13 protein-coding genes are annotated in these 22,426 nt (G+C 48.9%); 10 read left to right on the forward strand and 3 right to left on the reverse strand.

Annotated elements, in window-relative coordinates; all coding sequences use genetic code 11:
- Window positions 1-47 precede the first annotated feature (47 nt).
- The 10 genes from hrpB (at window position 48) to FCU94_RS02170 (ending at window position 16,443) form a co-directional block, all read left to right on the forward strand.
- Window positions 48-2,498 (forward strand): ATP-dependent helicase HrpB, encoded by a 2,451-nt coding sequence (gene hrpB, locus FCU94_RS02125; RefSeq protein ID WP_176286909.1) that lies wholly within the window; start codon window positions 48-50, stop codon window positions 2,496-2,498.
- The gene (gene mrcB / locus FCU94_RS02130; RefSeq protein ID WP_176286910.1) at window positions 2,498-4,846 is read left to right on the forward strand and encodes a penicillin-binding protein 1B; all 2,349 of its coding nucleotides are present in this window, start codon (window positions 2,498-2,500) and stop codon (window positions 4,844-4,846) included. Before hrpB ends, mrcB begins: the two co-directional genes overlap by 1 nt.
- Before the next feature lie 94 nt (window positions 4,847-4,940).
- Window positions 4,941-7,229 carry a patatin-like phospholipase family protein gene (locus FCU94_RS02135; protein ID WP_176286996.1) on the forward strand — a complete coding sequence of 763 codons (2,289 nt, stop codon included), beginning with the start codon at window positions 4,941-4,943 and terminating at the stop codon, window positions 7,227-7,229.
- A 298-nt stretch (window positions 7,230-7,527) separates the two neighbouring features.
- Window positions 7,528-10,116, forward strand: a complete 2,589-nt coding sequence (acnB, locus tag FCU94_RS02140) for a bifunctional aconitate hydratase 2/2-methylisocitrate dehydratase (RefSeq protein WP_176286911.1) — start codon at window positions 7,528-7,530, stop codon at window positions 10,114-10,116.
- 168 nt (window positions 10,117-10,284) lie between these two features.
- Window positions 10,285-10,656, forward strand: a complete 372-nt coding sequence (locus tag FCU94_RS02145) for a YacL family protein (RefSeq protein WP_176286912.1) — start codon at window positions 10,285-10,287, stop codon at window positions 10,654-10,656.
- A gap of 189 nt (window positions 10,657-10,845) precedes the next feature.
- A complete protein-coding gene (gene glnK, locus FCU94_RS02150; RefSeq protein WP_004742633.1) occupies window positions 10,846-11,184 on the forward strand; it encodes a P-II family nitrogen regulator in 339 nt (112 codons plus the stop codon).
- A 26-nt stretch (window positions 11,185-11,210) separates the two neighbouring features.
- On the forward strand, window positions 11,211-12,440 hold the full coding sequence (locus FCU94_RS02155; RefSeq protein ID WP_176286913.1) for an ammonium transporter: 1,230 nt from the start codon (window positions 11,211-11,213) through the stop codon (window positions 12,438-12,440).
- A 161-nt stretch (window positions 12,441-12,601) separates the two neighbouring features.
- Complete coding sequence (locus FCU94_RS02160; protein ID WP_176286914.1) at window positions 12,602-13,618, forward strand: Fe(3+) ABC transporter substrate-binding protein; 1,017 nt, start codon at window positions 12,602-12,604, stop codon at window positions 13,616-13,618.
- A gap of 168 nt (window positions 13,619-13,786) precedes the next feature.
- A complete protein-coding gene (locus FCU94_RS02165; protein WP_176286915.1) occupies window positions 13,787-15,412 on the forward strand; it encodes an ABC transporter permease in 1,626 nt (541 codons plus the stop codon).
- A complete protein-coding gene (locus tag FCU94_RS02170; RefSeq protein ID WP_176286916.1) occupies window positions 15,412-16,443 on the forward strand; it encodes an ABC transporter ATP-binding protein in 1,032 nt (343 codons plus the stop codon). Before FCU94_RS02165 ends, FCU94_RS02170 begins: the two co-directional genes overlap by 1 nt.
- Window positions 16,444-16,545: 102 nt before the next feature.
- Here FCU94_RS02170 and FCU94_RS02175 read toward each other — a convergent pair whose 3' ends face one another.
- The 3 genes from FCU94_RS02175 to FCU94_RS02185 form a co-directional block, all read right to left on the reverse strand.
- The gene (locus FCU94_RS02175) at window positions 16,546-17,958 is read right to left on the reverse strand and encodes a phosphoglucomutase/phosphomannomutase family protein (RefSeq protein ID WP_176286917.1); all 1,413 of its coding nucleotides are present in this window, start codon (window positions 17,956-17,958) and stop codon (window positions 16,546-16,548) included.
- 56 nt (window positions 17,959-18,014) lie between these two features.
- Entirely contained in the window at window positions 18,015-20,423 is a 2,409-nt protein-coding gene (locus FCU94_RS02180) for a GH36-type glycosyl hydrolase domain-containing protein (protein ID WP_176286918.1), read from the reverse strand.
- An 89-nt stretch (window positions 20,424-20,512) separates the two neighbouring features.
- Window positions 20,513-22,426: a beta-N-acetylhexosaminidase gene (locus tag FCU94_RS02185; RefSeq protein WP_176286919.1), complete on the reverse strand. Its 1,914-nt coding sequence runs from the start codon at window positions 22,424-22,426 to the stop codon at window positions 20,513-20,515.

Consider the following 22,426-nt stretch of genomic DNA (forward strand, 5'->3'; position numbering starts at 1 on the left):
GTTTTTATGTACAATACTTGCCACCATTACACCACAAGGTTTCTCCATTGTCACAACTGCCTATTGAAGGCGTGATGCCAGAGCTCCTCTCCGGCGTTCGCGCGCACTCGCAATTGATCCTCAAAGCCGCCCCCGGCGCGGGTAAATCCACTTATTTCCCCTTGCAATTGCTGCTGCAAAATACAGTGAATGGAAAAATTCTAATGCTGGAACCACGACGACTCGCGGCACGTAATATTGCTCGATATCTTGCTCAGCAGTTAGGCGAGAGTGTCGGCCAGCGAGTGGGGTACCGGGTTCGTGGGGAGAACAAAACCAGTCGTGAGACTCAGTTAGAGGTGGTAACGGAAGGGGTGTTAACTCGCATGATTCAATCGGACCCTGAATTAACGGGTATCGACTTGGTGATATTTGACGAGTTTCATGAGCGTAGCATTCACGCCGATACCGCACTGGCTTTCTGCTTGGAGATTCAGGAAGCGCTGCGAGATGATTTAACGCTGGTGGTGATGTCGGCGACTTTAGACCACCAGGCGCTCAACCAGCTACTCCCCCGGGCAACCTATATTGAATCCCAGGGGCGCAGTCATCCGGTGGAATATCGTTATCTACCCCCAAAACCAAACGAACGTCTTGAAGATCAAATGGCTAAGCAGATCAGCTCCTTGATGGCGAGTGAGTCAGGATCCTTGCTCGCGTTTCTACCCGGCGTCGCCGCGATCAAACGCGTTGAAGAGCGTCTGCAGCATTTACCCGCCGATATTCAGCTTTGTCCTTTGTACGGTCAACTTGATTTCGCTCAACAGCAGGCAGCGATTCAGCCAGCAGAGCAGGGCAGGAGAAAAGTGGTGTTGGCGACCAATATTGCAGAAACCTCACTGACTATTGAAGGGATCAGGTTGGTGGTCGACTCTGGGCTAGAGCGCGTTGCCAAGTTTGATTTGCGCAGTGGCGTGACACGACTTGAGCAGGTGCGCATTGCACAGTCATCTGCCGAGCAGCGTGCAGGTCGAGCAGGGCGGATTGAGCCTGGTCTATGTTTGCGTTTATACAGTGAAGGTCAGCTCATGCAGCAGCCTTATGTTCCCCAAGCTGAAATTCTCCATTCAGACTTATCAAACCTAGTTTTAGAGTTGGCGCATTGGGGAACACAAAACCCAGCCGATCTGAGCTGGTTAGATATCCCACCACCAAGTGCGGTTAGCCAAGCTCAAACCTTGTTAGCACAATTGGATCTGTTGGATGAGAAGGGCTTGCTCACCGAGGCAGGCAAATTGGCTGGAAAACTCGGCCTAGATCCGCGGATGGCCAGCATGCTCGCCAAAGCCGAGTCATCGTATTCCACCGCGATTGCACTCGCGGCACTGCTTGAAGAGGCCGAGCGCAATAGCCTCGACTTCACTCACAGCGTGCACCGTTTTAAGCAGGGTCGTCATCACAAACAAAAACTCGTTTCCCAGCGAGCAAAAGCGCTTGCCGATCGTCTTGGACAGAGCTTTGACATGAATGATCTAGATGAGGCTATTATTGGGCCTTTACTGGCGCTAGCCTTCCCCGATCGAATCGCGCAAGCGCGGGTCAATCAACTTGGGCGCTTTGTGCTCGCCAATGGACATGGCGCGGAAATGCAAGACAGTGAACGACTTGCCGCTTGCGACTATCTAGTGGTGTTGGATCTGATGCGCAGCCAGTCTGACTCTTCGATGATCTTTTCGGCGATTGAACTCGATATCCACTCCTTATCTAGCCATTTCCCTAGCCTGTTTTGTGATCAGGAGGTGGTTGATTGGGATGAAAAAAAAGGGCGTTTAGTCGCAGAACAACAGCGAAAAATCGGTCGTTTGGTGGTGGAGAGAGCGAGCTTGCCAGAGCCGCCTCGAGAAAAAATGACGCAAGCTTTACTTAATTTCATTCGTCGCAAAGGGCTTTCGGTATTAAATTGGACAGCGGCCAGCGTTGAACTGTTGGAGCGTTTGCGTTGTGGCCAAGAGTGGCTGCCAGAGCAAGAGTGGCCAGAGTTGAGTGACAGTGCACTACTCAACAATTTAGAGCAGTGGCTAGAGCCATACCTGAATGGAGTGAGTTCAGTCAAAGCTTTGAGCAAAGTTGAGCTAGAGGACGCGTTGTTAGCCTATTTAGGCTGGCCGCTCAATCAAAACATTGATGAGTGGTTGCCGACCCATTATCGAGTCGCCACCGGTAGCAACAAAAAGATTCGCTACCAACAAGGTCATGACCCGGTGCTATCGGTACGAATGCAAGAAGTGTTCGGTGAGCAGAGTTCGCCAGAAATTGCACAAGGGCGTAAACGCTTGGTTCTGGAGTTACTCTCTCCGGCGCAAAGGCCTTTGCAAGTGACTCGAGACTTAGCCAGCTTCTGGGCAGGTGCTTATCAACAAGTGCAAAAAGAGATGAAAGGGCGTTACCCGAAACATGTGTGGCCAGATGACCCGGCAAATCATATCGCGACAACAAAAACAAAACGACAGTTAAAGTAATGACCAAGAAAAGCAGTAACAAAACGACCAGCAAGAGAACCCCGCGTAAGTCGACGGCTAAGCGTCGAGGCGCTAAAAAGCCAGCGCATCGCGGTTGGGTTAAGAAAATTTGGCACGTGAGCTGGAAATTAGCGTTGGCGGTTTTTGCCGTGCTGGTTGTGGTTGGAATTTACCTCGATAGCGTGGTTAAGCAGCGTTTTGAAGGGCAACTGTTCGATTTGCCTACGGTAGTGTATGCGCGAATTCTGAACTTAGCCCCTGGCGACAATATCACCATTCAAGAAGTTCGCAATGAACTCGATGTGCTCAATTACCGCAAAGTGCGCCAGCCACGTTACCCTGGTGAATATTCGTCATCGTCGAGCAAAATCGAGTTGATTCGTCGTCCGTTTGAGTTTAGCGATGGGCCAGAGCCAGACCGTCATGTGATGTTGCACTTTTCAACGTCGAGTTTAGAGCGTATTCAGTCGTTGGAAAAGTCAGGCGATCTTGGCTATTTGCGTGTTGAACCTAAAATGCTCGGTATGCTGGAGAAAAGCCAAGACGAACAACGTCTGTTTTTACGTCGTGATCAGTTCCCCGAAGTGATGGTCGATGCTTTGCTGGTCACTGAAGATCGTCAGTTCTATCAACATGATGGTGTCTCTCCAATGGCCATTGCCCGCGCCATGGTGGCCAATGTTAAGGCAGGTCGTACGGTGCAAGGGGGCAGTACCTTAACGCAACAACTGGCAAAGAATCTGTTTTTATCGAGTGATCGAACCTTATGGCGTAAAATCCGCGAAGCGTACATTGCCTTGATCTTAGATCACCGTTACAGCAAAGACCGTATTTTAGAAGCTTACCTCAATGAGGTGTATCTCGGTCAGAATCGTGGTCAAGCGATCCACGGTTTTGGTCTGGCGTCGCGTTTTTATTTTGGTCAACCGATTCAAGAGTTGCGCATTGACCAATTGGCATTGCTGGTGGGGATGGTGAAAGGGCCTTCTTATTACAATCCGGTCCGTTTTCCTGAGCGAGCCAAACAGCGCCGTGATCTGGTACTCAGACTGATGATGGAGCAAGATATTTTGACGGCACGTCAGTTTGATATGGCCGCCAGTCGCGAGCTCGATATTCAAGATAGTCCACGTATTGCTAGTCGTCAGCCCGCCTATTTCCAGCAATTAAAAATCGAACTCAAACAGAAGGTGGGGGAAGCCTTTCAGGCTGATACGGGTCTACGTGTCTTTACGTCACTTGACCCTGTTTCTCAGCAACAGCTGGAGCGAGCAATCGCAACAAAAATTCCGCAACTCGCGGCCAAAGCGGGCAAATCACTAGAGGGAGCCGCGGTGGCGGTTGATCGTCACAGTGGCGAAATTCGCGCGATGGTGGGGGGGAAACGTACCGGCTATGACGGTTTTAACCGCGCCTTAAATGCCAGCCGCCAGATAGGGTCGCTCGCCAAACCCGCGGTCTATCTGACCGCATTACAACAGCCTGAAAAATATAACCTTGCCACCACGTTACACGACAAACCGATCAGTCTGAAAGGCAGTAAAGGCAATGTTTGGTCACCTCGCAACTACGACCGACAGTTTCGTGGCGACGTACCGCTTTATATCGCGTTGGCCAAGTCGCTCAATGTGCCAACGGTTGAGCTTGGTATGCAAGTGGGCATTAGTAATGTCGTGAAAACCTTCGAACGACTAGGGGTGGATAAAAATGAGATTCGCCCTGTGCCCTCCATGTTTTTGGGCTCTTTTACCTTAACGCCGTTTCAAGTGGCGCAGATGTACCAAACGTTGACCAATTCAGGCAAACGCGCCGAGCTGTCGGCACTGCGTTCGGTTATCGATTTAGAGGGAAATGTGCTTTATCAATCGTTACCTAAAGTGTCACAAACCATCGAACAGCAGGCGGCGTGGTTAACCACCTATGCGATGAAACGCGGCGTACTGGAAGGGACAGGTCGCTACTTAAATAGCCAATTTGGTTGGGCGGCACTCGCGGGTAAAACCGGGACCAGTAACGATACCAGAGACAGCTGGTTTGTGGGCGTTGATGGGCGTGAAGTCACCACCATTTGGCTGGGCCGGGATGATAACAAACCGACCAAACTGACCGGGTCGAGTGGGGCACTGCGTGTTTACGCGGAATACCTTCAACATCGCATTCCAGAAAAGCTAGTATTGCCCTGGCCGAAAGGAGTGAGGACGATAGGTTTTACCTCAGTCACGCAAGGTGGCTTAGATTTGGACTGTGATAATGATTTTACCTTGCCTGTTTGGGATATCAATCAGACCTTCAAACAGCAGTGTGATAATCAACCCAAGCAGTGGTTGAAAAAGTTATTCACTTGGTAGGGCTATAGCATTGAATATTGGCGCTTTACCGCAGTAGATTCTGACAGTATAAACAGCTAGTCGATTAGCAAAGGAAACTCGTATCGTGAAAAAAATGGCCTCACTGTTGTTAGGTGTGCTCACCAGTAGCGTCCTCCATGCCGCTACATTGAGCGATACGCACGTTGAACCACGGCCTAAAGTGGCCTTGGTTCTAGCGGGCGGTGGGGCAAAAGGCGCCGCGCATATTGGGGTATTAAAAGCGCTGGAAGAGCTGAAAGTGCCGATTGATATCATTACGGGTACCAGTATGGGCGCTTATGTGGGCGGGCTCTACGCGACCGGGATGAGTGCGAGTGAAATTGAGTCGTTTATCGAGACCGTCGATTGGAATAGTGGTTATCGCGATAGAGTCGACCGAAGCCAGCGTAAAGTGCAAGATAAAGAGTACGAGGATAGGTATCAATTGACGACCGACCTCGGATTGGGTTGGGGAGAGATCAAAAGTAAACGTGGGATTGTCCAAGGGCAGGGAATGCTTAAGCTACTGCGGGAAACCACGGGGAACTTACCCCCTCTCGATTCGTTCGATCAGCTAGCGATTCAATACCGTTCGCTAGCAACGGATATTATCGAGCTAGAGCCAGTGGTGCTCGATAAAGGCTACTTAGTGGACGCCATGATGGCGAGTATGTCTGTACCTGGGGCACTACCACCGTATGAACTTGATGGACGGTTGTTGGTGGATGGGGGCGTAACCAATAACATGCCGGTCGACGTCGCTCGCGAGTTGGGCGCCGACATTGTTATTGCGGTTGATATCAGCACCGAGTACAAGCGTGCAGAAGACTTTACCAACGTGCTCACCGTGGCAGACCAGCTGTCCAACTATCTAGTGAGAAACACGACCAATCGCCAAGCCGAATCTCTGACCGACAAAGATCTGTTCTTGCGACCCAAAGTTGGGGACATGGAAACGACTGAGTTTGATAAAATGCCTCAAGCCTTTATCAGTGGTTATCAAACCGCAATGACTCAAAGCGAGCAACTGACGGCGCTCAGCGTGTCTTCAGCCGATTACCAAGACTATATCGACGCGAAAGAAGAGGCGCGTAAAAAGCTCCGTTATGGTGACGAAATTCGCGTAGAGCAGGTCATAATCAACAACCACACGCACTATTCACAAACATTGCTTGAGAATCGCCTCGACCTTGTCGCAGGAGAGACCTACAGCCTTGAACAAGTTGAGCAGAGCGTTCAAGACCTGTACGCATTAGACCGTTTTGAACTGGTTACTTATCGTTACGATGTGGTTGACGGTCAAGACAGTTTGATTGTCAATGTGGACGAAAAATCGTGGGGCCCCAATTATGTCAACTTTCGCTTTTTTCTCGAAGATGATTTCACGACCGATAGCCAATATTCGATCGGTGTGTCGACCAACTTTACCAATCTCAATCAACACGGTGCCGAGCTCAGGGCCAACGTTGAGATGGGTAGCGATAAGTTGATACAAGCGCAGTTCTACTCCCCCTTTTTCTCCAGCCAAAAAACCTTCACCACCCTTGGGCTCACATACAGTGACGAAAAGCGCAATGCGCCGGTTACAGGTTTTGAAGATACCAGCCTTGAAGCGACAAAAAACTATATTCCAGTCACTTACAATGAATGGGTGGCTGAATGGGCCTTAGGCTATCAGGATACCTTGTGGCGCCGATTCAAATTTGGTGCTCGTTACACCGACGGGGAAGGCCAGTTCTCAACCTTACCTAGTTTGGGTGACATTCGCTTTAAGCGGTTAGGAGCTTTTGCCAATTATCGTATTGATACCTTGGATAACTACAGTTTTCCGCGTAAAGGCTTTTACCTCGACCTGGATTACTTGGTGTCTCATGATGAAAGTGTTGATGAGAGCTTCGATGATACCTTACTGACCAATCAAACCGGAGAAGATACTTCTTATGAGTTAGGGGCGAAAATGATCGCGGCGCAGACCTTTTCTCGCCATACTTTGGTCGCAAATATCGATCTGGGGTTTGTTGAGAGTAAAAAGTCCTCATTACCGATCGATCCACAAGAAATTGGTGGTTTTTTAAACCTGTCTGGGATTCCGCGCAATAGCTTAATTGGCCAAAACAAAGTGTTTGGCAGTATGGTCTATCGTTACCGCTGGTTTGATAACGACTTCGGCTTGTTTACTTCGCCTTTCTATGTGGGAGCGTCGCTTGAATATGGCGGGGTGTGGTCTGACCCAGAGTTGAGTATTCGCCAAGCGCCTTTATATGCGGCTGGCACCGTATTTGCGGGGGTGGATTCACCGATAGGCCCCATTATGGTGGGCTATGGTCGAACTGAGCAAAACTTTGACTCGTTCTACGTGATCTTAGGAACGACGTTTAAATAACGAGCTAGTAACAAGTGGCGATAGTTTTTCTCTCATTGGGTAGGAAATCAGAGAATTTCGCAAACAAAATCATAGAACTTTAGTCTTAAGTTGCTATGTTGGTCAAAGTGATGAGATTTTAATTTAAGGTTAAATTTGCTATCCTACCGCCCACAGTTTGGCCTCTCTGGCACTGTTTCTCAGTCAACATTGAATGAAAAATATGGCATGGAGAGCCAAGTTTCCAAGGATGTTCACTCCCTTATTTTCTGAATAACTAAGTAATAAAAGGGAGGAACCGCAATGAGAGGAAAAAGTCGTGCTTGAAGCCTATCGTAAACACGTCGAAGAGCGTGCTGCTGAAGGAGTTGTACCTAAACCACTAGACGCTGAGCAAACTGCTGGCCTAGTCGAACTTCTTAAAAATCCCCCTCAAGGTGAAGAAGCGTTTATTCTTGACCTGTTAGAGAATCGAATCCCGCCAGGTGTTGATGAAGCTGCTTACGTAAAAGCGGGTTTTCTTACTGCGGTCGCCAAAGGCGAAGTAACATCGCCACTCGTAAACCGTGAAAAAGCGGCGCAGTTGCTCGGTACGATGCAAGGCGGTTACAACATTGCGCCATTGGTGGACCTACTCGATGACGCCGACCTCGCCCCTATCTCCGTTAAAGCTCTGTCTCATACCCTGCTGATGTTTGATGCTTTCTACGATGTTGAAGAGAAAGCGAAAGCGGGTAACAACTACGCACAACAAGTCCTACAATCTTGGGCGGATGCCGAGTGGTTTACTTCAAAAGAGAAAGTTGCGGAAAAAATTACCGTTAAAGTGTTCAAAGTCACGGGTGAAACTAACACCGATGACTTATCACCCGCCCCTGATGCTTGGTCTCGTCCTGATATCCCAGTGCATGCGAAAGCGATGCTAAAAATGGAGCGTGACGGCATTAATCCAGATCAGCCAGGCAGCGTTGGTCCAATTAGCCAGCTTGAAGAATTGCAAAAAGACGGCATTCCACTCGCCTACGTTGGTGATGTTGTCGGTACAGGCTCGTCGCGTAAATCGGCGACTAACTCAGTGCTTTGGTTCATGGGCGACGATATCCCTTATGTTCCTAACAAGCGCACTGGCGGCATCTGTCTTGGCGGTAAAATTGCCCCTATCTTCTACAACACAATGGAAGACTCAGGTGCACTGCCTATCGAGCTAGATGTACAAAAAATGAATATGGGTGATGTGATTGATATCTACCCATACGAAGGTGTCGTGCGTAAAGATGGCGAAGTCATCTCTACGTTTGAACTGAGCAAGGTACTGCTGGATGAAGTACGTGCTGGTGGTCGTATCCCACTCATCATCGGTCGTGGTCTAACAAGCCGTGCTCGCACCTCGCTCGGTCTTGAAGAGACGGATCTGTTTGCTAAACCTGTTGATCCTACAGCATCAACAAAAGGTTACACGCTAGCGCAGAAGATGGTAGGTAAAGCGTGTGGCGTGGAAGGTGTACGTGCAGGGCAATACTGCGAACCTAAGATGACCACGGTCGGCTCTCAAGATACTACCGGTCCTATGACGCGTGATGAACTGAAAGACTTGGCGTGTCTTGGCTTCTCAGCCGATCTCGTGATGCAATCTTTCTGTCATACCTCTGCGTATCCAAAACCTGTCGATGTGAATACGCACCATACTCTCCCTGATTTCATTATGAACCGTGGCGGTGTCTCGCTTCGTCCTGGCGATGGTGTTATCCACTCATGGCTAAACCGTATGCTGCTGCCTGATACTGTCGGTACAGGTGGTGACTCGCATACTCGTTTCCCTCTTGGTATTTCATTCCCAGCGGGTTCTGGTCTGGTTGCGTTTGCAGCGGCGACAGGCGTCATGCCCCTTGATATGCCAGAGTCTATCTTGGTTCGTTTCAAAGGCGAAATGCAACCGGGGATCACGCTGCGTGACTTGGTTCATGCGATCCCGCTATACGGTATCAAGCAAGGTCTGTTAACGGTTGAGAAGGCAGGTAAGATCAACGAGTTCTCTGGTCGTGTACTCGAAATTGAAGGCGTTGAACACTTGACGGTTGAGCAAGCGTTTGAGCTTTCAGATGCATCAGCAGAACGCAGTGCCGCTGGTTGTACGGTTAAGCTGTCTCAAGAATCAGTCGAAGAGTACCTAAACTCGAATATCACTATGTTGAAGTGGATGATTTCTGAAGGTTACGGTGACCGCCGAACCATCGAGCGTCGTATTACTGCGATGCAAGAGTGGTTGGCTAATCCTGAGCTGATGGAAGCGGACGCGGATGCAGAATACGCTCACATCATTGAGATTGACCTAGCTGAAATCAATGAACCTATCCTATGTGCGCCAAATGACCCAGATGACGCGCGTTTGCTGTCTGACGTTCAAGGCACACAGATCGACGAAGTGTTTATTGGTTCTTGTATGACCAACATTGGCCACTTCCGCGCGGCAGGTAAGCTGCTCGAGAAATGGGGTGGTTCGCTCGATACCCGTCTATGGGTGGCGCCGCCAACTAAGATGGACCGTGATCAGCTCACCGAAGAAGGTTACTACGGTATTTATGGCCGTGCAGGTGTGCGTATCGAAACACCGGGGTGTTCACTGTGTATGGGTAACCAAGCCCGCGTTGCTGATAAAGCCACGGTAATGTCGACCTCGACTCGTAACTTCCCGAACCGTTTAGGCACAGGAGCTAACGTTTACCTGTCGTCAGCCGAACTTGCGGCGGTGGGGGCGATTTTAGGTAAGATCCCGACCAAGGAAGAGTATCTGGCTTACATGGATCAAATTGATGCGACGGCAGCCGATACCTACCGTTATCTCAACTTCCATCGTATGGACCAGTACACTGAGAAAGCTGACCAAGTCATTTTCCAAGAGCCAGCTTAACGCAGTTGCGAAAACGACTTAGCGAATAAACGCCCACCTATCTTAGGTGGGCGTTCTGTTTTCTAATACGACAAACTGGGCCTACACCCTGTCTGTGACTTCCCGCAGGTCTCAGGTGGCTGTATACTGCGGCCCGATTATGTGAGGTGGATGTAGAAGAGGTGTCCGGTGGAGTTTGAATTTATTCGTAATACCTTAATGGGCGAATACTATGTTAAGTCCAGTATGGGGCATGAAATCGTCGGCCGATGGTTACAAGAAGAAGTAAGTAAAGATTGGCATAAAATTGAACAAGTAGAAGGCTTGATTCAGGCTGCGCGTTCACATCCCCAGCAAGAACATTTGTTAGAAGGCACGGAGATCTCCCTTAATATTCAGGGGGATGAGGTTGTTGTTCAAGAGAATGTACTCGCACACGGCCAACAACTGGAAACAGACAATGAGTTTGATTTCTATGACAGTGAAAGCACGGCTAGCTGCGGTATCGAAGATTTTGAACTGCTTATCGAACAGTGGAAAACCTTCCTGACCACCAAGTAATGCACTTCATTGGTGAGTGATATCAAGCTTGCCTTAAAATTGTGAACAAGGCGCACCGTAATGGTGCGCCTTGTTCGTTGTTAGGCCTGAGAAATAATTGATTATCAATAAAAATCAATAAGTTAAAAACTTGGCACGCCGCTTGGATTACTTATTGTCAAAAAGGATGACAGCTTCAGAGAGGATGCAATGAAACTTATAAATGCGATTATCAAACCGTTCAAACTAGACGACGTACGCGAGGCGCTTGCTGATGTCGGTATCGAAGGCATGACAGTATCAGAGGTTAAAGGGTTTGGCCGTCAGAAAGGCCATACCGAGCTTTATCGAGGTGCAGAATACCAAGTCGACTTTCTGCCGAAAGTAAAATTGGAAATCGCAACTCAAGCCGAGAACGTTGACCGAGTGATCGAAGCAGTATCAAAGGCCGCCCACACAGGAAAAATCGGTGATGGCAAGATCTTCGTTTACGACTTGAGCCAAGCGGTGCGTATCCGTACTGGTGAAATGGACGCTGAAGCGCTTTAAGAATTCAAAGGATTGGAGACAACACAATGGAATTAACGACAACAGTAACTGAGTTACGTTACGCACTAGATACCTTTTTCTTTCTCATTTCAGGTGCGTTAGTTATGTGGATGGCGGCAGGCTTTGCCATGTTAGAAGCCGGTCTAGTTCGCTCAAAGAATACCACGGAAATTCTGACTAAGAACGTCTGCCTATATGCTATCGCTTGTACTATGTATTTGATTGTTGGCTACAACATTATGTATGTCGATAACGGTGAAGGTGGCTGGTTGCCATCATTTGGTGCCTTGATTGGTACTCAAGGTGAAGGCGCAGATCACTCTTTAGAGTCTGACTTCTTCTTCCAAGTGGTATTTGTCGCAACGGCAATGTCGGTAGTATCAGGTGCGGTCGCGGAGCGAATGAAACTTTGGTCGTTCCTTATCTTTTCGGCGGTATTGACGGCGTTTATCTACCCAATGGAAGGGTACTGGACTTGGGGCGGTGGTTTCCTATCTGAAGCGGGCTTTAGTGACTTCGCAGGTTCAGGTATCGTTCACATGGCGGGTGCGGCTGCCGCATTAGCAGGTGTTCTACTCCTTGGTGCTCGCAAAGGCAAATACGGTAAGAATGGTGAAATCTACCCAATTCCAGGTTCGAACATGCCACTTGCAACGCTAGGTACTTTTATCCTTTGGTTTGGTTGGTTCGGCTTCAACGGTGGCTCACAGTTGATGGTGTCTGACTTTGAAAACGCGACAGCGGTTGGTCAAATCTTCCTAAACACTAACGCAGCAGCGGCTGCAGGTGCTATCGCAGCGTTACTCGTCTGTAAGACTACTTGGGGTAAAGCAGACCTAACCATGATTTTGAACGGTGCGCTTGCGGGTCTAGTAGCCATTACGGCTGACCCACTATCACCATCACCGCTGTATGCTGTGGCTATTGGTGCAGTATCTGGTGCCATTGTTGTGTTTAGCATTGTTGGCCTAGATAAGCTTAAGATTGACGATCCAGTAGGTGCGATTTCTGTTCACGGTGTGTGTGGTTTCTTCGGCCTAATGGTCGTGCCGCTAAGCAATGGTGATGCCACTTTTGGTGCTCAGCTACTTGGTGCGGCGGTTATCTTTGGCTGGGTATTTGGTGCAAGTCTAGTCGTTTGGGCAGTACTGAAGGCAACCGTTGGTATCCGCGTCTCTGAAGATGAAGAGATGGAAGGGATGGATATGCACGATTGTGGCGTTGGCGCTTACCCGGAGTTCGTTACTGTTAAGTAATTTACTCTAACTGTGACGTAACAATTAGTTACAAAGAAAACTATCAAAAACCTGCTCATTTGAGCAGGTTTTTTTGTTTCGCATCATTGTTTTCTAAACTATGATGAATATAATAACGCAACTGATAGACATTATCATTTCGATATTAAAGGATTGCACCAATGAAAAAACTGCTAACTCTTTCTGCTCTGGCTTGTGCTTCAATTGCTCCGTCTGCAGCATTCGCAGCGGAAGAGGTCAACGTATACTCTTACCGTCAACCATTTCTAGTTGAGCCAATGTTCAACGAGTTCACCAAAGAGACGGGTATCAAAGTAAACGTGAAGTTTGCTAAGAAAGGTTTAGCAGAGAAATTGGCTCAAGAAGGCGAATACAGCCCTGCTGATGTGATTCTTACTGTTGATATCAGCCGTCTTTCTGAACTGACTGAAAAAGGTCTGGTTCAAGCGGTAGAAAGCGACGTTCTTGAGCAAAACATCCCAGCTCAATATCAAGATACCGACAACGAGTGGTTTGCGCTGACTACACGTACTCGCAGCGTCTACTCATCTCGTGACCGTGTTGGCCGTCTAGGTGAGGATTTTACTTATGCTGATCTTGCTAAGCCTGAGTTCAAAGGCAAAATCTGTACTCGTAGCGGTAAGCACCCTTACAACGTTTCTCTCGTTTCCTCAATGATTGCTCACAAAGGTGAAGCGGAAACAAAAGAGTGGCTAGAAGGCGTGAAAGCGAACTTAGCGCGTAAGCCTCAAGGCAATGACCGTGCACAAGTTAAAGCGATCAAAGAAGGTCTATGTGACGTTTCTCTAGGTAACAGCTACTACCTAGGTAAGATGGTCAACGATGCTGAGCAGAAAGCTTGGGCAGATGCCGTTTACATTAACTTCCCGAACCAGAGCACAACGGGCACTCACGTTAACATCTCTGGGATGGCAATGGCCAAGTACTCGCCAAACAAAGCGAACGCTGTGAAGCTAATGGAGTTCCTATCTAACGATACAGCACAGAGCTTGTATGCAGAAGTGAACTACGAATACCCAGTGAAAGAAGGCGTGAAACGCTCTGAGCTCGTCGCCTCTTGGGGGGATTTCAAAGCAGATACTATTTCACTAGATGAAATTGCAGATCATCACGAGGCCGCGATCAAGCTACTCGACGAAGTGAAATTTGACCTTTAATCTTTAGTGGGTTAATGCTTGAATTGAGATAGCCTCAAGTCGCTCTTTTCTTAGGGTTACTTGAGGTTATTGTTTTATACAGGTATAAATACCCTTAATCTATTAAAGGGATATGAGATTTATTTGCAAACGCATTTATGTTTCATACAGCCTCGTTGTATTTAGGCGATGAAAGAAAAAAATTACCTATGGAAAACCAGTAGTGGAGTACTTGCTTTACTGCTGGTTTTGCCGATCTTAGCGATATTCACTACTGCCGTTGGCGAAACTAATGAGCTTTTTGCGCATTTGATGTCAACGGTCATGCCTACGTATGCCTTTAATACCGTGGTATTAGTCACGGGCACTATGGTGCTGTCAACACTGCTTGGGATCCCTGCCGCTTGGGTGATGGCGATGTGCCGAGTCCCCGGAGAGCGAGTGCTGCAGTGGGCGTTGGTTCTGCCTCTGGCCATGCCGGCTTATATTATTGGTTATATATTCACCGATTGGTTTGATTTTGCGGGCCCGGTACAAATCTTACTACGCGACCTGACAGGCTGGGGCCCCGGTGACTATTGTTTTCCTGATATTCGAACTTTGAGCGGCGCGATCATCGTTCTATCGCTAGTGCTTTATCCTTATGTCTATCTGTTGTGTCGTGCTGCGTTTATGGAGCAGAACGTGTCTCTGCTTCAATCGGCGCGATTGCTGAAGTGTTCACCGTGGGATAGTTTTCGCCGCATTTCTCTGCCACTGGTGCGTCCCTCTATTGCCGTCGGGTTATCGCTGGTTGCGATGGAAACCTTGGGGGATTTTGGCACGGTTAGTTACTTTGCGGTCAATACCTTGACGACCGCGGTGTACGATACTTGGCTCGGTTACTCGAGCTTGACCGCGGCGGCAAAAATATCGGCGATTATGCTGGTGGTGGTGATTTTGCTACTTAGTAGTGAGCGTTATAGCCGCCGTAAACAGAAACTATTCCAAAACCAGTTTAGTAGCCGAGAAGATTTTCGCTATGAGTTGAATGGGTGGAAAAAATGGCTAGCGTTAACCTGGTGCTGGGGGTTGGTATGCGTGGCGTTTTTGTTTCCTCTAGGCCAGTTGTTGATCTACGCCTACAAGTATTTTGCCCAAAGTTGGACCAGTGAGTTTCGTGATTATGCATTAAACAGTTTATATGTCTCGTTGACCGCCGCACTGGTTGGGGTGTTGGTGGCGTTAGTGGTAAATTTCTGTCAACGCCTCAATCCAAGCCGTACTAGTCTTGCGATGATGCGTTTATCATCAATGGGTTATGCTGTCCCTGGCACGGTATTGGCGATTGGCGTGATGGTACCCGTACTGTTTATGGACCATCTGGTTAATGACATTGCTAAAGCGATGGAGTGGAGTCGTCCTGGCTTGATTTTCTCTGGCTCGATGTTTGCTCTTATTTTTGCGATGGTTGTGCGCTTTTCGGCCGTCGCGATCGGCAGTATTGAAAGTAGTTTAAGTAAAGTGTCGCCGTCGTTAGATATGGCGTCGCGTACCATGGGGTGCAATGGCAATAGTATGCTTTGGCGCGTGCATTTGCCTTTGGTCCGCCGCGGGGCGCTAATCGCAGGGTTGTTGGTATTTATCGAGTCGATGAAAGAGCTCAATGCTGCGCTATTGCTGCGTCCGTTCAACTTTGAAACGCTCGCGACTTATGTTTATAACTTCGCTTCCGACGAGCATCTAGAGCTTGCTGCTTTACCCGCGGTGCTATTGGTGTTAGTGGGGTTAGTGCCGTTAGTTATTGTTAACCGTTCACTGGAGCATTCCCACTAATGAGTTGTGCCTTATCCATCAAGAACCTTACCTGTAAGTATGACCAACAGACCACAGTGCTTGAGTCGTTGTCGTTGGAAGTTGAACAGGGCGAGATTGTCTGTTTGCTCGGTGCTAGTGGTTGCGGTAAGACGACGTTGCTCAAGGCGATAGCAGGTTTGTTACCTCTTAGCTCCGGTGAGATGAGTCTCAACTGTATGTTGATTGACGATGGTGATAACTGGTTGCCACCGGAGCAGCGCAATATAGGGATGATTTTCCAAGACTACGCGCTGTTTCCTCACCTTACTGTTGCCGAGAATATCTCGTTTGGCTTACGTGATATCAGCGCCGAACAGCAGCAGGAGAAAGTGGCGGAAATGCTTGAACTGGTTCATCTATCTGGTTTTGAGCAACGTTATCCGCACCAGCTTTCCGGAGGTCAGCAGCAACGCGTCGCGATTGCCCGGTCACTGGCTTACAAGCCCGATCTTTTGCTGCTTGATGAGCCATTTTCCAATATTGATACCCAAGTACGCCACGAGCTAATTGGTGAGATCCGCAAGATCTTTAAAAAGCAGGGGGTGACCGCGATTTTTGTTACCCACAGTCGTGAAGAGGCCTTTGCTTTTGCGGACAAAATGGCGGTGATGAACCATGGTGTGATAGAGCAATATGGCACGGCTGGTGAGCTCTACTACCAGCCTTCAAGTAAGTTTGTCGCCGATTTTCTTGGTGGAGGAAGTTACTTGCTTGCGACCCGACGCTCAGATGATGAGTTTGTCACTGAACTTGGCACGATTGAAGCCAAGGCGCAGGCCACTATCGCAATCGGCGCACAATGCGAGCTGCTACTGCGTCCGCAGCATGTGCAGATTTCAGCGACTGAAGAAAGCAGTGTGACGGTACTTGAGCAACAGTTTATGGGCGATCACTGTCGTTATGTGATTGATGCGGGCGGACAACGTTTGTTGGCGAGCTCTGCTGAGGCACTGAGTATTGGTCAGCAAGTCGCAGTGAAAGTCGAAACCCAGGGTATTTTGGCATTTTAGCCGTCTAGCGTGTTATCAATCGCAGCGTGATTATAAGCACAAAAAAAGCCCGGCAGTGATGCCGGGCAAGTGTTCTTCACCTATAGGGTGAAAGAGCGCTGGCTAGAGTTGCAAGAACTCCTTCATTTGCTGAAGAACACATTCCGCCGTATCTTTGTCCGCCATCTCTGCGAAGATACGTAGCAGTGGTTCGGTACCAGAGAAACGCGCTATCACCCAGCCACCGTTTTTGAAATAGACTTTAGCGCCATCTTCATAGCTGACGTGGTCGATTTCAAAGTCGAATTTAGGCAATTGTTTCTCAACATAAACCTTGTTGTACAACGCCTCTTTTTGCGCAGGTTTAAAGGTGCAATCGCCTTCGGCCGTGTAGGCATAGCCATACTTAGCGTAGATCTCGTCGAGTAGCTCAGAAAGCTTCTTGCCCGTCACTGAGATCATTTCAACCAACAGGCTAGAGGCAAATACGCCATCTTTACCTTTAATATGACCACGAATCGTCAAACCACCGGAACTCTCGCCCCCGATAAGAGAATCATCAGCTTCCATTTGTGAGCTAATGTGTTTAAAGCCCACCGGGACTTCAAAGCATTGTTCGCCGTGGTCGTTGGCGATCTTATCCAGCAGGTGAGTGGTGGCAATATTCCGTACCACCGATCCTGACCAGCCTTTATACTCGAGTAGGTAATAGTAAAGTAAGATTAAAACTTCATTGGGATGAATGAAGTTGCCTTTTTCATCAATGATACCTAGGCGATCGGCGTCTCCATCAGTACCGATACCGATATCATAGCCTTCCGCTGCCACAAGGTGTTTGAGGCGATACAGTGTTGCTGCGCTTGGTGACGGCATCAAGCCGCCAAAGTCTGGGTTTTTACCGTCGTTGATGACATCTACATCACAGCGACCGTTGATCAGCACCGTTTGTAGAGCATTTTTGGCAACACCGAACATTGGGTCGATCAGTACGCGTAAGTTGGCCTTTTTGATCGCCTCGATGTCGATAAAATTAATGATCGAATCGACAAACTCGTTCATCGGGTTGATCACTTCGATCAACTTATCTTCCACTGCTTGCTCAAAATCAACCGACTTAATCTGCTCAACCGAAAGTTGGCTGATTTGAGTCTCGATCTTTTCGGTAATGATTTCGTCAGCGTCACGTCCGCCTTCGATAAACACCTTAATGCCGTTGTAGTCGGCAGGGTTATGTGAGGCGGTGATACAGGCTGAGTAGGCGCAGCCCATCTCTTTTGCTTTGAACATCACAATCGGTGTGGGTACAAACTTGTCGATAAAGCTGACTTTAATGTCATTGGCCGCCAGTACCTCTGCAAACCAGCGTCCTGCTTTGTCTGACAAGAAGCGGCGGTCGTAGCCGACCACAAAACCACGCTCTGCGACCTGTTCATGGTTAATAATATTGGCGACGGATTGCGCGACAAGGCAAACATTGTCTTTGGTGAACTCTTCACCGATAAATGCGCGCCAGCCACCAGTACCAAACTTGATCATAACTCTTATCCTTACTCTTAAGTAAAGAGCCTCAACAAAGAGGCTCTTGCTCGCGTTTAGCCAAGTACAACAACAACGTCGTTGACACTGCCTTCAGCTTGCACCGGAACCGAAGTGCCTAGCAGTTTTTCGCCATTCAGTGTCACTGATTGGACGCCTTTGCTGACAGCGTTCGGGTTCTCTACTTTGATCTGGTAGGTTGCGCCAAGCCACTCGCGAGTTACTTCAAACCCTGGCCAGTTGGTTGGGATACAAGGGTCAATCGTCAAAGCATCGAAACCGGTGCGCACACCGAGAATGAAGTTGGTGACCGCGAAGTAAGCCCAGCCCGACGTTCCTGTCAACCATGGGTGGTTGGCACGGCCGTGGTCTTGATGGTCGCGGCCCATGATGAACTGCACGTATGAGTAAGGTTCGGCAATACGTTTCTCAATGATGTCGTTTTGGTTATACGGGTTGAGTGCATCGTAAAACTTCATCGCACGGTCACCACGGCCAAGCTTAGCTTCAGCGACCCATGCCCATGGGTTTGGGTGCGAGAAGATAGCGCCGTTCTCTTTGACGCCTTGGTAGACGCGAGTGACGAAGCCAATGTCATCGTTTGGCGTTGCGAATGACGGTGAGTTGAGGTGCAGGCCGTACTCAGAGAACAGATTCTCGTCGACAGCGTCCATAGCTTTCTCACCGCGCTCTTGAGAAACCGCACCGGAGAGCACCGCAAGGGTGTTGGATTCCAGGTGCACTCGACCTTCCGCTTGCTGCGCGGTACCAATTTTATCGCCATTCTTGGTTAGGCCACGGATGTACCAGCCGCCTTCGTCATCCCAAAGGTGAGTTTCACACGCTTCACGAACGTTGGCTGCCATTTCGGTGTACTTCTCAACATCGGCTTGTTTGCCTAGGAATTTCGCAAGGTCGATAAACTCTTGCAGCGCCCAGAAGTGTAGGAATGACACCATCGAAGACTCACCACCGCCTAGGTTGAGGCAGTCGTTCCAGTCGGCGCGCAGACCTTTACAGATACCGGTTTGACCCACGTACTCAGCCGAGAAGTCTAGCGCGGCTTTCATGTGGTCATAAACGGTCGCATCGCCGCCATCTGCGTAAGGGATCATTTCGTCGAAGAAGCTGTGCTCGCCTGTTTCCATCACGTACTTACAGATGGTCGGTACTAGCCATAGATGGTCATCCGAACAGGTGTCTTCGATGCCGTGGATTTTGTCTTCATCAGATGGCGTCGGTACAACCGTTGGAGATTTAGACGGTTTCACATCCGCTTTCTCAGGATCGAACCAATCTGGATCGAACAGGTGCAGACCGTAACCCGCTTTCACCTGACCACGCAGAAGATCAACGATGCGTTTACGCGTCATAACTGGGTTAGCATGCGGAACGGAAATAGCGTCTTGCGCGGTATCGCGATAACCAAGACCAGTACGACCTCCCACTTCGATAAATGACGCAAAGCGAGACCAAACCACACAGGTTTCTGCTTGGTAAAGTGTCCAAGCGTTGATCATGGTGTCTAGGCCTTCATTTGGTGATTTCACTTGGAACTTGGCGCAACGCTCATCCCAGTGCGCCTTGATACCTGCAAATGCAGCATCTACATTCGCTAGGTCTTGGTACTTATCACGTAAACGTGCACCATTGCCTTTACCAATACCCAAGATGTAAGCAAAGCGAACCTCTTCCCCTGGCTGGATAGTGAATTGCTTGTGCAGTGAGCCACAGTGGTTGTAACAAGTTTGCGCGGTGTTGAAGCATTTACCTTGCTCGACCGCTAACGGATTGGCTTCATCACGGTATAGGCCAAGGAAGCTGTCACGCTGACCGTCGTATGAATCTGGGTCGAAAGTCGAGGCGAGGTAGTAGAAACCTTCGAAATCGTTAGTGTTGTAATACAGGTCGTATTCAATCACGCCTTGGTTGTATGAAGTGCCGGCAGAGTACAGAGACATCTGATGGTTTTGGTTATCAGATTGAATGTGGCTGAATGAGAACTCAACGAATGAGAATGCGCTGATGGTACGTGGTTTATCCGATGTATTCTTAATCACCACATCCCACACTTCAGCGTCTTCACCTTTGGGAACGAAGAGCGTCTTTTCGGCTTCGATGCCGTTGTAGTCGCACTTGAACTTGGAGTAAGACAAGCCATGACGAACTTCGTAGCTCGCTTCGTCAAGGCTTTTGGCTACTGGTTGCCATGAAATAGACCAGTAATCGCCCGTCTCATCATCACGCAGGTAAACGTAGTGTCCTGGACGGTCAAAGGTTGCGTTGGGACGGAACTTAGTCACACGGTTATATTCAGGAGAGTTGTAGAAAGAGTATCCCCCAGCGTTATGAGAAATGACCGTACAAAACTTCTCAGTGCCAAGGTAGTTTGTCCATGGCGCAGGTACGTCTGGTCGAGTGATGACGTATTCACGATGGTCGTTATCGAAATAGCCGTATTTCATGTTAATTTCCTTTTTACCAAGCTACCACTTTGGTAGCCAAAACTTCTAAAGCTAGTGAAAACTACGAATGAACGTCATTCGTGTCGTTGTTATTTCCAAGGTTGTCGATACTCAATGCCCTGCATATCGAGCAAAGGTAAGTGGCCTTTCAGCCGCGCTAGGTAGTCATGCCAGTTACGATGCGGTTTCTCTGTCCAGCATGCCTCCGCTAGGGCGGTTAACCTTGGGAAAATCATGTAATCCATGCGTGACTGATGAGTGACAATTTCACTCCACAGCGCACATTGGATGCCTAAAATACGCTTGCGAGTTGGGTCGGATGACGGCACTTGAGCTAAAGGCTCATAGCGATAGGCGGTTTCAAGTGGTATCACCGCTGCCCAATCCACCCCGGGTTCTTCAGGGCTAAAATCTTGAGTCATATCTAAGTAGGTCGACTGACCTGGCTGCAAAATCACATCAAAGCCTTGCTTGGCGCAATTGAGCGCCGCCTCTTCACTCAGCCATGAGTAAATAACGGTGTCTTTGCTCACCTTGTTGCCATGTTGTGCCTCTTCCCAGCCGACCATACGTTTACCGAGTGAACGCAGTTTCTTCTCCGCGTAGCGAAGCAAATGCCCTTGCAACTCCTTGGCGCTTTGATAACCATGTTGCTGCATAAGCTCTTGACAGGCTGGGCTATCGAGCCAGACTCCATCAGGGACTTCGTCGGCACCAATATGAACCCATGGCGAGGGAAACAGATCGGCAACCTCTTCCAGTACTCGGTCTAAGAACTGGTAAGTGCCAGGCAGTGCAGGCGATAACACGTTGTCGTTGTAGTGTTGAATGCTGCGATATTGGGACGCATCTTGCTGGTCGCAAAGTAGCGCTGGCAGTGACTTAATCGCCGCTCGGCAGTGACCGGGAATATCGATTTCAGGGATAACGGTAATACCGCGTTGCTCGGCATACTCAATTACCTGCTTGATCTCTTGCTGGGTGTAAAAGCCGCCGTAGCGCTCGGCGAGGTGACTAAACTGTGGTTCAAGAGCTTGGTGTGGACCACGATAGCCTCCCGTTTCTGTCAACTGAGGAAATGCCTTGATCTCGACTCGCCAGCCTTCGTCATCCGTGAGGTGCCAATGGAAAGTATTGAATTTGTAGTGCGCTAATTGGTTGATCAGACGTTTAACCATATCAAGCGAATGAAAATGACGCGCACAGTCGAGCATCATGCCTCGATATTTGAAGCGGGGTTTATCGCAGATTTTGACATGGGGTAACTTGAGCGTGTCGCTCGTGCTATCTGTCTGAATCAGTTGAATCAGGGTCGCCGTCGCATGGACAAACCCACAACGAGAGCCTGCCTCGAGTTTGGCTCCAGAGCCGTTAATCGTGAGTTGATATTGCCCATCATCTAGTGTTGGGTTGTTGCGATAGACTACCGCACTTTGGCCTATGGTTTGAACGCGAAAATCGTACAATCGCTCTAACTCTTGTTGCAGCCAAGTCGCCGCATGTTCGGCTAAAGAGGCTTGCAAAGTGATTTGACTTGATGCCGTAAGGTGCAAAACCCCTTCACTCGTTTCGATGTGGTTGGGTTTTGGGATCACAGCAAAGGTATCGCAGTTCACTGTTGGCACATCGGTACGTTCACGAAACGGTGAGGCAAGTGAGATGGGAGTCAGTGTTACTTGGTGTTGAGTGGCCCCTTGGTCGGCAACAATCACAGCGTCTTTGAGTCCATCGGTATAGAAACGCAGCGGCGCCGTATTGATGCTGAACTCACAATAATAGTGTTGGTTAGCCGGTAAGTTTGGCTGTTTAGGGCGTAAGGTGCAGAAACTACCAATTTGCTCTATCTCACCTTGAGTGAGGCTGTCTGGCAGAATAAATCGGTCGATAATGAACTGTAAATGCCAGTCAGACAGTGCTTGGTCACTGAGGTTATGTACGGTCAGACCAAAACGGCAAAAGTGCTTTTGTTCGGCAAGTACAGCAAGTTCAACGCGATAGCTCAT

The organism is Vibrio sp. JPW-9-11-11 (genome assembly GCF_013369335.1).
Classification (GTDB): Bacteria; Pseudomonadota; Gammaproteobacteria; order Enterobacterales; family Vibrionaceae; genus Vibrio.